This window comes from Amphritea pacifica (assembly GCF_016924145.1).
Taxonomy (GTDB): domain Bacteria; phylum Pseudomonadota; class Gammaproteobacteria; order Pseudomonadales; family Balneatricaceae; genus Amphritea; species Amphritea pacifica.
In genome coordinates, this window is the sequence record NZ_JAFFZO010000019.1 from 26,081 (window position 1) to 40,043 (window position 13,963).

Annotated in this window: 16 protein-coding genes; 15 read left to right on the forward strand and 1 reads right to left on the reverse strand. The window is 51.4% G+C overall.

What is annotated here, in order from left to right:
• Positions 1-33: 33 nt before the first annotated feature.
• Together JW499_RS12245 and JW499_RS12250 are read left to right on the forward strand one after the other, a co-directional pair.
• The gene (locus tag JW499_RS12245; protein WP_205210875.1) at positions 34-351 is read left to right on the forward strand and encodes a hypothetical protein; all 318 of its coding nucleotides are present in this window, start codon (positions 34-36) and stop codon (positions 349-351) included.
• Between the two features lie 11 nt (positions 352-362).
• Positions 363-851, forward strand: coding sequence for a hypothetical protein (locus JW499_RS12250; RefSeq protein ID WP_205210876.1), 489 nt, complete (start codon positions 363-365; stop codon positions 849-851).
• A gap of 854 nt (positions 852-1,705) precedes the next feature.
• Here the strand turns inward: JW499_RS12250 and JW499_RS12255 are convergent.
• Positions 1,706-2,551, reverse strand: a complete 846-nt coding sequence (locus tag JW499_RS12255; RefSeq protein ID WP_205210877.1) for an SIR2 family protein — start codon at positions 2,549-2,551, stop codon at positions 1,706-1,708.
• Positions 2,552-3,070: 519 nt separating this feature from the next.
• Between JW499_RS12255 and nifH the strand changes: the two genes are divergently transcribed.
• From nifH to fdxB, 13 genes are all read left to right on the forward strand, one after another.
• Positions 3,071-3,943 (forward strand): nitrogenase iron protein, encoded by an 873-nt coding sequence (gene nifH / locus JW499_RS12260; RefSeq protein ID WP_205210878.1) that lies wholly within the window; start codon positions 3,071-3,073, stop codon positions 3,941-3,943.
• Positions 3,944-4,029: 86 nt separating this feature from the next.
• Positions 4,030-5,511, forward strand: a complete 1,482-nt coding sequence (nifD, locus tag JW499_RS12265) for a nitrogenase molybdenum-iron protein alpha chain (RefSeq protein ID WP_205210879.1) — start codon at positions 4,030-4,032, stop codon at positions 5,509-5,511.
• 126 nt (positions 5,512-5,637) lie between these two features.
• Entirely contained in the window at positions 5,638-7,209 is a 1,572-nt protein-coding gene (gene nifK, locus JW499_RS12270) for a nitrogenase molybdenum-iron protein subunit beta (protein WP_205210880.1), read from the forward strand.
• Positions 7,210-7,437: 228 nt separating this feature from the next.
• Positions 7,438-7,638: a putative nitrogen fixation protein NifT gene (gene nifT, locus JW499_RS12275; protein WP_232846380.1), complete on the forward strand. Its 201-nt coding sequence runs from the start codon at positions 7,438-7,440 to the stop codon at positions 7,636-7,638.
• 13 nt (positions 7,639-7,651) lie between these two features.
• Positions 7,652-8,359, forward strand: coding sequence for a dinitrogenase iron-molybdenum cofactor biosynthesis protein (locus JW499_RS12280; protein ID WP_205210882.1), 708 nt, complete (start codon positions 7,652-7,654; stop codon positions 8,357-8,359).
• Positions 8,359-8,631, forward strand: coding sequence for a DUF6129 family protein (locus JW499_RS12285; RefSeq protein ID WP_205210883.1), 273 nt, complete (start codon positions 8,359-8,361; stop codon positions 8,629-8,631). The genes JW499_RS12280 and JW499_RS12285 overlap by 1 nt, the downstream gene beginning before the upstream one ends.
• Positions 8,621-9,388, forward strand: coding sequence for a 4Fe4S-binding leucine-rich repeat protein (locus tag JW499_RS12290; protein WP_205210884.1), 768 nt, complete (start codon positions 8,621-8,623; stop codon positions 9,386-9,388). The genes JW499_RS12285 and JW499_RS12290 overlap by 11 nt, the downstream gene beginning before the upstream one ends.
• Positions 9,389-9,564: 176 nt before the next feature.
• Positions 9,565-10,977: a nitrogenase iron-molybdenum cofactor biosynthesis protein NifE gene (nifE, locus tag JW499_RS12295; protein WP_205210885.1), complete on the forward strand. Its 1,413-nt coding sequence runs from the start codon at positions 9,565-9,567 to the stop codon at positions 10,975-10,977.
• Positions 10,978-10,980: 3 nt separating this feature from the next.
• On the forward strand, positions 10,981-12,366 hold the full coding sequence (gene nifN, locus JW499_RS12300) for a nitrogenase iron-molybdenum cofactor biosynthesis protein NifN (RefSeq protein WP_205210886.1): 1,386 nt from the start codon (positions 10,981-10,983) through the stop codon (positions 12,364-12,366).
• Between the two features lies 1 nt (position 12,367).
• Positions 12,368-12,838 (forward strand): NifB/NifX family molybdenum-iron cluster-binding protein, encoded by a 471-nt coding sequence (locus JW499_RS12305; protein WP_205210887.1) that lies wholly within the window; start codon positions 12,368-12,370, stop codon positions 12,836-12,838.
• Positions 12,839-12,922: 84 nt separating this feature from the next.
• Positions 12,923-13,393, forward strand: a complete 471-nt coding sequence (locus JW499_RS12310; protein ID WP_205210888.1) for a NifX-associated nitrogen fixation protein — start codon at positions 12,923-12,925, stop codon at positions 13,391-13,393.
• Positions 13,394-13,425: 32 nt separating this feature from the next.
• Positions 13,426-13,629 (forward strand): CCE_0567 family metalloprotein, encoded by a 204-nt coding sequence (locus JW499_RS12315; RefSeq protein WP_205210889.1) that lies wholly within the window; start codon positions 13,426-13,428, stop codon positions 13,627-13,629.
• A 30-nt stretch (positions 13,630-13,659) separates the two neighbouring features.
• Positions 13,660-13,962 (forward strand): ferredoxin III, nif-specific, encoded by a 303-nt coding sequence (gene fdxB / locus JW499_RS12320; RefSeq protein WP_205210890.1) that lies wholly within the window; start codon positions 13,660-13,662, stop codon positions 13,960-13,962.
• Position 13,963 lies beyond the last annotated feature (1 nt).

A 13,963-nucleotide genomic window follows, 5' to 3' on the forward strand; every position in this document is an offset into this window, starting at 1 on the left:
CCAGACAGTAAAGGAAGTACACTTATCGATAGTATGGAGCCGGCAGAAGCTAAGAGATATCAAGAATATTGGAATACTGGCGGCGACACTGCTGCTCAAGTGAGTCCGGGTATAAGGGTTTCTCATACTGAAACAGTACCTAGTAGCCGAGCGGGTGAGGTCTATGAGCGAACCACTTATTACGATGAATTTGGACGGCGACGCAAAGTTACCGATTACACAGATCATAGTATGAGTGATGGCCACACTAATCCCCATGACCATTACTATGATGAAGTTTATGATAATGGACTTTATGTCAATAAGAAAATTAAGAATCCTGAAACGGGTTCTACAACTTTTAATCGATGACAGGTAAATATATGAATAATTCGGTTCGAATAAAAGTTTTGGATTTGATTGATAGTGGATACTGGAAAAGTGTGCAGTGGAAAGAATGGGCGGACGCTGTAATATTGAAGTTCGATGAGCCTCCTTATTGGGTAATTGAGTTAAGTACAGTAAAAAACTCAGGGGAAGCTATTTCAATTTTACGAGAAAGTCTGGCTGAGATTCACTACGAAGACGATATAAATCACAAATCTATCATTCTTGGTTATATGTTTCTTCGGTATAAGGAAAAAGAAATTAATCTTAAGGAGTTTTTAACTTTAGCTTGGCAGGAAACTGAAGCGGAGGAAGATGTTGGTAGCCCTTCAAATTCTGATATTTTTGAAATGTATGAGGCGTGTAACAATTCTTCTGGGGCTGACGAAAAGTTTGAAATTATAGTTGATCGCGTTTGCAAAAAATTTTCTTATAATGCTGAATGTGCAGCTAAAGCGCTTTTGGAAGTAAATGGCTATAAATAGGATGTTCCAAATAATTAACCCATTACTAGGGAATTTGTGAATAAGCTCCTCATGTACTAATTCAGACTTTATCTCTGTGCCCTCGGTGGTGTAAATATTTAATCGCCCCGGGACGGGGCTCCTACACTCATCGAATCTTTCTCTGTGCCCTCGGTGGCCTCTGTGGTGTAAATATTTAATCGCCCCGGGACGGGGCTCCTACACTCATCAGATCTTTCTCTGTGCCCTCGGTGGTCTCTGTGGTGTAAATATTTAATCGCCCCGGGACGGGGCTCCTACACTCATCGAATCTTTCTCTGTGCCCTCGGTGCCCTCGGTGGTGTAAATATTTAATCGTCCCGGGACGGGGCTCCTACACTCATCGAATCTTTCTCTGTGCCCTCAGTGTCCTCTGTGGTGTAAATATTTAATCGCCCCGGGACGGGGCTCCTACACACATCAGATCTTTCTCTGTGCCCTCGGTGCCCTCGGTGGTGTAAATATTTAATCGCCCCGGGACGGGGCTCCTACACTCATCAGATCTTTCTCTGTGTCCTCGGTGTTCTCTGTGGTGTAAATATTTAATCGCCCCGGGACGGGGCTCCTACACTCATCGAATCTTTCTCTGTGCCCTCGGTGGTCTCTGAGGTGTAAATATTTAATCGCCCCGGTACGGGGCTCCTACACTCATCAGATCTTTCTCTGTGTCCTCGGTGGCCTCTGTGGTGTAAATATTTAATCGCCCCGGGACGGGGCTCCTACACCCATCGAATCTTTCTCTGTGCCCTCCGTGTTCTCTGTGGTGAGCGTTTATATGCACGAAGCAGATTTGCACAGAGGACACTGAGTCGGTTATACCGCTTATTTACTATCTGTCAGGCCAGTTCAGTTTCGCTCATGGCCGCTTCCAGAAAGCTTTCCCAGGGCTGTTCGATAATCTGAATCTTTTTCAGTTTACAAAAGCGGCGCTCTTTGTCGGTCGGTTCTTCGATGAATACCCAGCCCGCCTGTTCACTATCGGCGGCGTAGATGATGTCGCCCATTACCATCCGTTCGGTATCCCGGGTGAAGCGCATGCCAAGAAACAGGTACTGTTTGTTCTGCCGGTAGAGCTTAATGAATTCTGGTACGGCGAAGCCCCCCATCAGTTCGGTAATGTAGTCGACAAAGTCGGCATCGGAGGCGATGAAGTTGGCTTCGGGCACCGGACAGCCCAGCGGTTTAAAGAGAATCGGCAGGCCGGCCATCACTTTGCTCTGATCGATCTGGGTGTAGTCCTCGCCATCATAGTTAAATATCTTATAGCGGTAGTCTGTGCCTGCTACGCGGGAGAGGCCCTGTATCAGTATGTGGGGACGGTTTTGATAGAGGTCGATCAACTGTGTGTCGCGGTTGATATCCACCACCCAGCCAGGATTGATGTCCGCCAGCCACTGATGCAGTTTGGCGGTGGTCCATTTTTTATTCAGGTAGGTGTCATTAAAAAAACGGGTAATAAAGCTGCGCCCCTTCTTATTTTCCAGGTTCATCGCCGCGCGGGGGAACTCATACATCAGTCGTGGGGCCATCGGCTGGCCGCCGTTCATCGCCAGGATAAGGCTGTCACTGTCGGCGGGCATCGGTGATTGGTCATCGACATTGGTTACATCTGCAAGCGCTCCCGCACCCAGGTAGGGGACAATCTTTCCCGATTTAAGTCCGTCTATTAATTCACTGTACATAACATTCACCCATGGCTGATTAATTGAATCTGTTGGCTCTGCTTCTCTATATGCAGCAGTTACAGAACCTTATTAAGAGATTGAGTTAACAGAGCTACTGCAATAGTCAGGCCAGCAGGGAGGCAGGGGGCTTTCAGCGGGGATCTGCCGGGGTGCTGGAGTGATGTTTCTACTCTGTGGGTAGAAAACCGGGTGTTTCAGTGAGTTTCAGCCGGGGTTGTTGCTTTTGTCTGTGTGTTTGTCGTTGGTGAATGTTTTAAATCTGACATAACAGAGTCTGACAAAACCCTATTTTTATTGTTGGCATTACAACAGTAACCCCGCCAATTGTTGTTACCTAAACAGTAAACAGACAAACAATGTGGCGGATGTAGTTTTATAAAATATATATAAATCAATATGTTAAATGTTTTTCGGTCGATTGGTACAAGTTTCGCAACAGTGGATGTGAGTTTTCGAGTCAGATGCTGTTGCATCTGGCTCAGGCAATCTAAGTTCTAAACGCTGAGGAGCAAGATTATGGCTATGCGTCAATGTGCAATCTACGGAAAAGGCGGCATCGGTAAGTCGACTACTACCCAGAACCTGGTAGCAGCTCTGGCTGAAGCGGGTAAAAAAGTAATGATCGTAGGATGCGACCCTAAAGCGGATTCTACTCGATTGATTCTGCATTCTAAAGCGCAGAATACCATCATGGAGATGGCTGCTGAGGCAGGTACTGTAGAAGATCTGGAACTGGAAGATGTGCTTAAAGCCGGTTACGGCGACATTAAGTGTGTTGAGTCCGGTGGTCCTGAGCCAGGTGTTGGTTGTGCGGGTCGTGGTGTAATCACCGCCATCAACTTCCTGGAAGAGGAAGGTGCATACGAAGAAGATCTGGACTTCGTATTCTACGACGTACTGGGTGACGTGGTATGTGGTGGTTTCGCGATGCCAATCCGCGAAAACAAAGCTCAGGAAATCTACATCGTATGTTCCGGTGAGATGATGGCGATGTACGCTGCTAACAACATCTCAAAAGGTATCGTGAAATACGCTAACTCCGGTAGCGTGCGTCTTGCTGGCCTGATCTGTAACAGCCGTAACACTGCTCGTGAAGATGAGCTGATTATGGAGCTGGCACGTCAGTTGGGCACTCAGATGATTCACTTCGTTCCCCGTGACAACGTCGTACAGCGTGCTGAGATTCGTCGTATGACTGTTATCGAATACGATCCAAAAGCTAAGCAGGCTGATGAGTATCGTGCACTGGCACAGAAGATCATCGACAACACTATGTTCGTCATTCCTACGCCAATCACTATGGATGCGCTGGAAGATCTGTTGATGGACTTCGGTCTGATGGATGAAGAAGACGAAAGCATTATCGGTAAAACTGCTACAGAAGAGTAATTCACTCTTCTGAGTCGTGGTTTTGCTATTGACGGGTATGGAGCGGATTAGCTTCTACCCGCAAACTAAAATGTAAGGAGACAGCTATGTCTACCATGTCACGCGACGAGACCGAAGCGCTTATTCAGGAAGTGCTGGAAGTCTATCCTGCTAAAGCTAAGAAAGATCGTGAAAAGCATCTTGCTGTTAATGATCAGACGGTTGAGCAGTCAAAAAAATGTATCACCTCTAACAAGAAGTCCCTGCCAGGTGTCATGACCGTTCGTGGTTGTGCTTATGCGGGTTCTAAAGGGGTGGTCTGGGGCCCTATCAAGGATATGATCCATATCTCCCACGGCCCTGTTGGTTGTGGTCAGTACTCCCGTAACGGCCGTCGTAACTACTATATCGGTACCACCGGTATCAACGCCTTCGTTACTATGAACTTTACTTCTGATTTCCAGGAGAAAGATATCGTATTCGGTGGTGATAAGAAGCTGGCTAAGCTTCTGGAAGAGGTGGAAACCCTGTTCCCGCTGAACAAGGGTGTGTCTATTCAGTCAGAGTGTCCTATCGGTCTGATCGGTGATGACATCGAAGCGGTTGCCAAGAAGGCGACAGCGAGCACCGGTAAAACCGTTGTTCCTGTCCGTTGTGAAGGTTTCCGCGGTGTATCTCAGTCTCTGGGTCACCACATTGCGAACGATGCGGTGCGTGACTGGGCGCTGGATAAGCGTGATGACGACGATAGCTTTGAAACCACCCAGTATGATGTTGCCATTATCGGTGACTACAACATCGGTGGTGATGCCTGGTCTTCCCGTATCCTGCTGGAAGAGATGGGTCTGCGCGTTGTTGCCCAGTGGTCTGGTGACGGTACTATTGCTGAGATGGAGCTGACCCCTAAGGTTAAGCTGAACCTGGTTCACTGCTACCGCTCAATGAACTACATCTCTCGTCATATGGAAGAGAAGTACGGCATCCCATGGATGGAGTACAACTTCTTCGGTCCGACTAAAACTGATGAATCCCTGCGTAAGATCGCTGCGTTCTTTGATGAGTCTATTCAGCAGAAAGCTGAAGAGGTTATTGCGAAGTACAAGCTGGAATACCAGAGCGTTATTGAAAAATACCGTCCACGTCTGGAAGGTAAGCGCGTCATGCTTTACATCGGTGGTCTGCGTCCACGTCACGTTATCGGGGCGTACGAAGATCTGGGTATGGAAGTGGTTGGTACCGGTTATGAGTTCGCTCACAACGATGACTACGACCGCACTATCAAAGAGATGGGCAACGCGACACTGCTTTACGATGACGTAACCGGTTACGAATTCGAAGAGTTTGTGAAGAAAGTTAAGCCAGACCTGATCGGTTCAGGTATCAAAGAGAAGTATATCTTCCAGAAGATGGGTGTTCCTTTCCGTCAGATGCACAGCTGGGATTATTCCGGTCCTTACCACGGTTATGATGGCTTCGCTATCTTTGCCCGCGATATGGATATGACTCTGAATAATCCGTGCTGGAAGAAGCTTCAGGCGCCCTGGCAGGTAGAAGACACTGCTGAAGAAGCCGTGGCTGCAAGCGCTTAAGTTGATATCAGTGGTTCGCGGTGGCGACAGTATATAACGATCCATCTTTATACTCAGCGCCGTGAGCCATCTACCCCATTTTAACCCGTATGTTCACAGATTAGTGGCGCGGGAGGAGAGATTCAAATGAGTCAATCAGTTGATAATATCAAACCAAGTTATCCGCTGTTCCTGGAAGATGATTACCAGGACATGCTGGCTAAGAAGCGTGATAACTTCGAGGAAAAACACCCTCAGGACAAGATCGATGAAGTGTTTCAGTGGACCACCACTGAGGAGTATCAGGAACTTAACTTTCAGCGTGAAGCGCTGACCGTTAACCCTGCTAAAGCGTGTCAGCCACTGGGTGCGGTTCTGTGTGCGCTGGGTTTTGAAAAGACCCTGCCCTATGTTCACGGATCTCAGGGGTGCGTTGCTTACTTCCGCAGCTATTTCAACCGTCACTTTAAAGAGCCGGTATCCTGTGTATCTGACTCTATGACTGAGGATGCCGCTGTATTTGGTGGTCAGAAGAATATGTATGACGGTCTGGAAAATGCTCAGGCATTGTACAAGCCAGATATGATTGCGGTTTCAACCACCTGCATGGCCGAGGTTATCGGTGATGACCTGAACGCCTTTATCGGTAACGCCCGTAAAGAGGGTCATGTTGCGGAAGACTATCCGGTTCCATTCGCGCATACCCCGAGTTTTGTCGGTAGCCACACCACTGGCTGGGACAACATGTTTGAAGGGATCGCACGTTACTTCACCCTGAACTACATGGAAGACAAAGTTGTCGGTAGTAACGGTAAGATCAACCTGGTGCCGGGCTTTGAGACCTATCTGGGCAACTTCCGGGTAATGAAGCGCATGATGGCTGATATGGATGTTGATTGCACTCTGCTATCTGATCCGACTGAAGTGCTGGATACCCCTGCAGACGGTGAATTCCGTATGTATTCCGGTGGTACCACTCAGGATGAGATCAAGGATGCACCAAACGCCATTGATACTATCCTGCTGCAGCCATGGCAACTGACCAAGACTAAGAAGCTGGCAAACCTGACCTGGAAGCATGACGTTCCTAAACTGAATATTCCAATGGGTCTGGACTGGACGGATGAGTTCCTGATGGCTGTGTCTAAGGCTACCGGTAAGCCAATCAGCAAGACTCTGGAGATCGAACGTGGCCGTCTGGTTGATGCGATGACCGACTCCCACACCTGGCTGCACGGTAAGAAGTTTGCGTTGTATGGCGATGCTGACTTTGTGATGGGTCTGACCAAGTTCCTGCTGGAACTGGGGGCAGAGCCAACACATATTCTGTGTAACCATGCGAACAAGCGCTGGAAGAAAGCGGTTGAAGAGATTCTGGCCAGCTCGCCGTTCGGTGCTGACTGTGAAGTTCATATCGGTAAGGACTTGTGGCACATGCGTTCCCTGTGTTTCACCAAGAAGCCTGACTTCCTGATCGGTAACTCTTATGGCAAGGATATCTCCCGGGATACGCTGTATAAGGGTAAAGAGTTCGAGGTGCCTCTGATCCGTCTGGGCTTCCCGATCTTCGACCGTCATCACCTGCATCGTCAAACCACACTGGGTTACGAGGGTGCCATGCAGATGTTAACCACTATCGTTAACGCTGTTCTGGATCGCCTTGATGACGAAACCCGTGGTATGCAGACCACAGACTTCAACTACGACCTGGTGCGTTAAGCTCCGGTCCGGTTGAAAGTCGATGGCCTGTGCGAGCCTGATATCGACACGGCTTTTACTTACCGGATTGACGTAACCCGGATTGCTTTGCGCAATCCGGGTTATCCGGTCGGTATTTCCCCAGGGTGTGTGACGATCTCATATTCAATCAGTCCATCCTCACCGGGGCAGGGGGCTGCCCCGGAATGTCTGAACTTCTGATATTGGAGAGTAACGATGCCTAGTGTGATGATAAGGAAGGATAACGAGGGAAAGATGACCCTCTATGTTGCTAAAAAAGATCAGGAAGATGAGATCTCATCCATCGAATTTGAATCTGCCGATAAGTGGGGCGGATTGATTGAGATGACCGATGGCACGAAATATTTCATAGAACCTCTCGATGCTATGCCGAAACTTCCGATCACCTTGCGTGCTCGCAGAGGCTGAGGAGGGTGTTAATATGTCAGCTCAAATCTCGAATGAAGTGGCGCTGCGAATAGGTCTGGCTGCACGTTCGCTACCTGATACCGATGCCCGGCGTCTGATGACGGTGCTGGTTGATGCTGTCGGTTTGCCGATCACTGAAACCAAACTTGCCCGCCTGAAAGTCAATAAACTGCGTCTTGCCGCCGAAGGCGAACTGGAAGATATCGAGCTCAGTTTCCTGAAAAAGGCGCTTAATCTGCTGAAGGGGATCGGTGTTGCCGTTGCCGCAGAACCCCTGCCTGAAACAACTCCCTACAGCGATGGCGATATGCCCGGATCAATTCGGGTGGCCTGTGCATCGAATAACGCCACCGCGATGGATGGTCATTTTGGTTCCTGCTCCCGTTATCTGATTTATCAGGTTTCCGGTCAGGAATACCGGCTGATCGATATCCGTGAAGCGAATATTCCCAAAGATGCCGAGGATAAAAACGTTGTCCGTGCCGGCCTGATCGACGATTGTCAGCTGCTGTATACGGTGTCGGTGGGTGGCCCTGCCGCAGCCAAAGTGATCCGCACCGGTGTTCTTCCCATCAAAATGCCGGACGGCGGCGATTGTGTCGAGATGATGACAAATCTGGTCTCTGTTATTGCCGGAAATCCACCTCCCTGGCTGGCAAAAGTGATGGGGGTTGCGCCTGAAGAGCGGGTTCGCTTCGCTCAGGGTGAGGAGGGCGAATAATGATCAGTCAGCAGCAGTTGGATCAAATCCATGATTTTGTCGCTCAATCAGCTATCAGCGAAGAGCTGATAACTGCACTGAAAAAACAGCATCCTGATCTCCATTTCAGCTGGTGTTTTGAGGATGACATTGGCGCTACAGCAACGCCTTACCGGGAAAGTGAAGGGTTTAATCTCTATCTGGTGAACTCTGAAAGCCATTGTTCCTGTCTGAGCAATGACCCGGACAGTTCCAGCGGAGTGGTGATCGCCGAGGTGATTGATGATGAATGAAAGCGGAGATCAGACACCCCTTGCGGATTGTCGTCGTTGCCGCTTTAAAGCCAGTTTACTGCTGAGTGGGCGCTGTATTCCGGGGGACACCTGTGTGGTTGCACACAGTGGTCGTCAGATTGACCGTTTTCTGCGGGTCAATCCGGAACTGGCAGTGACCTTTCTGCAGGATAGTTTCTGGGAGCGCAGGGCGATCGCAGTACGCTACTCGCCGTTGCCCTATCTGGAGAAAATGATCTGCGATCCTGATGAAGCTGTACGGCGCGCGGTGGCGTATCGCCTGCCCCGGGATCAGCTCTATCGTCTGATTGATGATGAAGATCGTGAAGTGCGTATCACCGTGGCGGACCGTATCCGGCCGGAGCAGCTGGAACAGATGGCTGATGACAAAGACTATCTGGTGCGTGCCTATGTTGCCCAGCGGGTGCCCGTGGGACGGTTGTTCAGGATGATCCGCGATCCGGACCGACAGGTCAGAAAGATTGTTGCCAGACGGCTGCCTCCGGTCAGCCTGGGGCTGATGGTCAGAGATCCCGAAGCGGAAGTCAGACGCATTGTGGCTGAACGGCTGGCACCTGATGAGATGGAACTGATGCTGGATGATTCCGACTGGACGGTACGCCTGACCGCCGCGATGCGGGCTCCGGTCGAGATGTTGGCAGGGCTGACAGATGATCCGGACCCGGAAGTCAGCAGCCTGGTAAAAGAGCGTTTGGCCGGAGCACAACAGAGCGGTTATTTGCCGGGTGACGGATGATAAAACGCCGGAATCCCGATTGTGGGTGTTTTGTCGTGTTTATAACAATTGTTTTTTACGGTCTTTTAAAATCAATAAGTTATCTGTGGTACGTCTGTTGCAGTCTCTTGTGTAAAAGCGTGTAGAAGCTGGTTTGAAAATATCCAGCCGTGTGCCGTACAGATCCGGAGGTTTAAATGAAAGCAAAAGATATCGCCGAACTACTTGATGAACCGGCCTGTGAGCACAACAAAAAAGAGAAGTCGGGTTGTGCCAAACCGATGCCGGGCGCATCCGCTGGCGGTTGCGCTTTTGATGGCGCCCAGATCGCTTTACTGCCGATTGCCGATGTTGCCCATATCGTCCATGGGCCGATCGCCTGTGCGGGCAGTTCCTGGGACAACCGGGGCACCCGCTCCAGTGGACCACAGCTGTATCGCATCGGTATGACAACCGATCTGACCGAACAGGATGTCATCATGGGACGGGGCGAGAAACGCCTGTTCCACTCAATTAAGCAGGCGGTTGAACAGCATAATCCCGCTGCCGTTTTTGTCTATAACACCTGCGTGCCTGCGCTGGTGGGGGATGATGTTGATGCGGTTTGTCGCGCGGCGACAGAGCAGTGGGGAACGCCGGTGGTGCCGGTGGATGGCGCTGGTTTCTATGGCACCAAGAATCTCGGCAACCGGATTGCCGGCGAGGCGATGGTGAAACATGTGATCGGCACCCGTGAGCCGGAACCGGCCCCAGAGCCACTGATTCCCGGCACTAAAATCCACAGCGTTAATCTGGTGGGTGAATACAACATCGCCGGTGAGTTCTGGCATGTGCTGCCGCTGCTGGATGAGCTGGGTATCCGGGTGCTCTGTACCCTGTCCGGGGATGCGCGTTTCCATGAAGTACAGTCGATGCACCGTGCTGAAGTCAACATGATGGTGTGTTCCAAGGCGATGGTGAATGTCGCCCGCAAGCTGCAGGATAAATATGGTACGCCCTGGTTTGAGGGGAGTTTCTACGGCATATCCGATACCTCTCAGGCGCTGCGTGATTTTGCCCGTTTTATTGATGACCCCGATCTGACTCAACGCACCGAAGCGCTGATTGAACGGGAAGAGAAGAAAGTCAGAGCCGCCCTGGAACCCTGGCGTGAACGCTTACAGGGTAAACGGGTACTGCTCTATACCGGTGGAGTTAAATCCTGGTCAGTCGTCTCTGCGCTGCAGGATCTCGGTATGGTGGTGGTGGCCACCGGGACGAAGAAATCTACCGAAGAGGATAAAGCCCGGATTCGTGAACTGATGGGTGAAGACACCAAAATGATCGAAGAGGGTGGCGCGAAAGAGCTGATCAGCATCGTCCATGAATACAAGGCTGACATTCTGATCGCCGGAGGCCGTAACCTCTATACCGCACTGAAAGCCCGGATACCGTTTCTGGATATTAATCAGGAGCGTGAGTTTGGCTATGCCGGCTATGACGGCATGCTGGAGCTGGTTAAACAGCTGGCGATCACTATTGAAAGCCCGATCTGGTCAGCGGTACGCGATCCGGCCCCCTGGGATGAGATGCCCAGTGAGGCTGAACTGTTAAACGCCGAGGGGGTGTAGATCATGGCTATTCTGGAAAAACGCAAAAAAGCGATGTCGGTCAATCCGCTGAAAGCCAGTCAGACCATGGGGGCCACCCTGGCGTTTCTCGGCTTCAGCCGGTCGATGCCGCTGATGCATGGCAGTCAGGGATGCACTGCGTTTGCCAAGGTATTTTTTGTGCGACATTTTCGTGAGCCGATCCCGCTGCAAACCACCGCAATGGATCAGGTCAGTTCGGTGATGGGTGCCGATGAAAATGTTATTGAAGCGCTGAAAACGATCGCCGAAAAACAGTCGCCCGCGATTATCGGTGTCTGTTCAACGGGGCTGGCGGAAACCCAGGGCTGTGATATGGGGCTGGCGATCCACGAGTTCCGCTCACGCTATCCGCAACATGCAAAAGTGGCGGTTGTTAAGGTGAGTACACCGGACTTCAGTGGCTGTTTCGAGACCGGCTATGGGGCGGCGGTGACCGCGGTTATTGATCAGTTGATCGAGCCGTCTGAACGGGCTGGCACCCGGGCGCGTCAGGTGAATGTGCTGTGCGGTAGCCACCTGACACCGGGAGACCTTGAGTTTGTTATCGATACCATCGAGAGCTTTGGTCTGCGCCCCCTGCTGATCCCCGATCTGTCCCGCTCTCTGGATGGGCATCTGCCGGAGGAGGAGTACAGCGCTCTGACCACCGGTGGGCTGACAATGGATGAGCTGGCGCTGGCCGGGGAGAGCTGTGCCACCCTGGTGATCGGCTCATCCCTGACACCGGCGGGGCAAAAGCTTGAGGAGAAAACCGGGGTTAAGAGCCAGGTTTTCCCCCATCTGCACACCATGAAGCAGGTTGATAACTGGTTTATGGCACTGTCTGAGCTGTCTGGACTGCCGGTGCCCAATCGCTGGCGCCGGCAGCGGCGTCAACTGCAGGATGCGATGCTGGATACCCACTTTATGCTGGGACAGCTGCGGGTAGGGATTGCCGCAGATCCGGATCTGTTACTGGCGATGCATGACCTGGTTGTGTCGATGGGGGGCGAAGTGGTCGCGGCGGTGACCCCTGATAAAGGTCCGGCACTGGAGCAGCTGGCACTGGAAACCGTGAAGAAGGGGGATCTTGAAGATCTGGAACGTCAGGCGCGGTCGCAGCAGGCGGAGTTTGTGATTGGCAACAGCCATCTGCATGAGTGTGCCGAACGGTTGCATCTGCCCCATCTACGGATTGGCTTTCCTCAGTACGACTATCTGGGGGGCTTTAACCGGGTATGGATCGGCTATCGGGGGATTCAGCAAGCGCTGTTTGATATCGCCAATATGCGGCTGAGTCAGCATGAAGAGATCCCCACCTATCATTCGCCTTTATCGCAAAAACGTGATGAAGAAAACTATACAAGACAGCAGCATCAGGGAGTCTGACATGGTTCCGGTATCCCGCCATCTGAATGTGATCCGGGAGGAAGAAACGCCCTATATGATCCGTGTCGCGTTTGCGACAAACGATGGGGCCACGGTTAACGAACATTTCGGCTCTGCCCGCGCCTTCTCCATCTATGGGGTCACGACGGCGCGGTGTGATCTGTTGTCGGTGGCAGAGTTTTCACTTGATGCCAGCGAAGATGATCGCTTGCAGGATCGTATTGCGTTTATTTCAGGCTGTGCCGCGGTCTACAGCTACGCCTGTGGCGCGTCCGCTATTCGCAGACTGATAGCGAAGGGGATTCAGCCGATCCGGGTGTCTGAAGAGGCCCAGATCAGTGAGCTGCTGGCGGCGCTGCAACGGGAGATTGAGCGCGGGCCCGGCAGTTGGCTGGCTAAGGCTATCGCCCGGCAACATCTGCTGTTGAAACAACCTGCCGGGTATTCGGAAGTGGATAGCTGGGAAGAGTAAAGCTGTCCGGATAGCGGGCTAAGAGCCGATTTTATAACTGTATCACCAGTGGGTAACGAACACTTAAATTTTTCGGAGAAGATTATGAATGAAGCGCTGTGTATTGAACCGGGTAATGAGCTGATGGACAGCCCCTTCGTCAAGCAGATGGTGGTTCAGCTGCGGGCTATCGATAGCTATGGCACCTATGATGACTGGAGCAACGAAAAGGTACTCGATCCGTTGATTCTGACGAAAGCCCGGCGTCGGGAGATCCCGGTGGTGGGTGATCCGGATGAGATTGTCGTTGCCCGTGTGAAGGCGTATTACAACGCCCTCTCTGTGCGTATCGAACAGGAGTGCGGCATGATGGCGGCACCGATGATCAACCTCAGTCATGAGGGCTTTGGCCGGGCACTGATCATGGTGGGCAAGCTGATTGTGGCGGATAAAGTGTTGCGTGATGTGCATCGCTTCGGCTTCGAATCACTGGAGAAACTCAATGAGGAAGCCACCAGGATAATCGATAAGGCGCTGGCCACCATCGAAACCTTTAAAGACGCGGCAAAAGCATAGGTCAAACCGATAGAAGCCTGGGAGGAAAAGGCATGACAGATGAAGCGCTGAAAAATCTGCAAAAAGATGCGCGCAAAGCGAAACGTATCGCTACGGAGTGGGCATCGCAGATGCATGATCTGGTAGAGGATCAGCTGTGGACCGATTATGAGCGTCTGCCTGAACTGGCGGAGAAAACCCTGGCTGCCTGCCTTGCCTGGAAAGAGGCGCAGGACAAGCTGGATGCCGCTCAGTAAATGATTAACCTTTGTTAGAGGAGAGTAGGGATGTCTGCGGAACTGATTAAGGGGCGCACCCGTGGCGGGAGCGAATGGACCCCCAATTTTATTACCGGGATCAATCAGGAGACCTGCATCGGCTGTGGTCGTTGTTATAAGGTTTGTCCCCGGGATGTATTTGAACTGGTTGAACGCTCTGAGGCGCTGGCTGATGACGATGATGACGACTGGGATGATGATGACGAGATGAAGGTGATGTCAGTGGCTGACGCCGATGATTGCATCGGTTGTATGTCATGTCTGCGGGTCTGTCCAAAGAAATGTCATAGCCATGAGGCGGCTGCCGCCTGAT

Bases quoted from the DNA above. Each gene is read 5' to 3' on its own strand.
- JW499_RS12305 (WP_205210887.1), top strand. From the start codon at position 12,368: ATGGTTCCGGTATCCCGCCATCTGAATGTGATCCGGGAGGAAGAAACG.
- JW499_RS12315 (WP_205210889.1), top strand. From the start codon at position 13,426: ATGACAGATGAAGCGCTGAAAAATCTGCAAAAAGATGCGCGCAAAGCG.
- nifK (WP_205210880.1), top strand. From the start codon at position 5,638: ATGAGTCAATCAGTTGATAATATCAAACCAAGTTATCCGCTGTTCCTG.
- fdxB (WP_205210890.1), top strand. From the start codon at position 13,660: ATGTCTGCGGAACTGATTAAGGGGCGCACCCGTGGCGGGAGCGAATGG.
- JW499_RS12280 (WP_205210882.1), top strand. From the start codon at position 7,652: ATGTCAGCTCAAATCTCGAATGAAGTGGCGCTGCGAATAGGTCTGGCT.
- nifE (WP_205210885.1), top strand. From the start codon at position 9,565: ATGAAAGCAAAAGATATCGCCGAACTACTTGATGAACCGGCCTGTGAG.
- nifH (WP_205210878.1), top strand. From the start codon at position 3,071: ATGGCTATGCGTCAATGTGCAATCTACGGAAAAGGCGGCATCGGTAAG.
- JW499_RS12310 (WP_205210888.1), top strand. From the start codon at position 12,923: ATGAATGAAGCGCTGTGTATTGAACCGGGTAATGAGCTGATGGACAGC.
- nifN (WP_205210886.1), top strand. From the start codon at position 10,981: ATGGCTATTCTGGAAAAACGCAAAAAAGCGATGTCGGTCAATCCGCTG.
- JW499_RS12245 (WP_205210875.1), top strand. From the start codon at position 34: ATGGAGCCGGCAGAAGCTAAGAGATATCAAGAATATTGGAATACTGGC.
- JW499_RS12255 (WP_205210877.1), bottom strand. From the start codon at position 2,551: ATGTACAGTGAATTAATAGACGGACTTAAATCGGGAAAGATTGTCCCC.
- JW499_RS12250 (WP_205210876.1), top strand. From the start codon at position 363: ATGAATAATTCGGTTCGAATAAAAGTTTTGGATTTGATTGATAGTGGA.
- JW499_RS12285 (WP_205210883.1), top strand. From the start codon at position 8,359: ATGATCAGTCAGCAGCAGTTGGATCAAATCCATGATTTTGTCGCTCAA.
- nifD (WP_205210879.1), top strand. From the start codon at position 4,030: ATGTCTACCATGTCACGCGACGAGACCGAAGCGCTTATTCAGGAAGTG.
- JW499_RS12290 (WP_205210884.1), top strand. From the start codon at position 8,621: ATGATGAATGAAAGCGGAGATCAGACACCCCTTGCGGATTGTCGTCGT.
- nifT (WP_232846380.1), top strand. From the start codon at position 7,438: ATGATAAGGAAGGATAACGAGGGAAAGATGACCCTCTATGTTGCTAAA.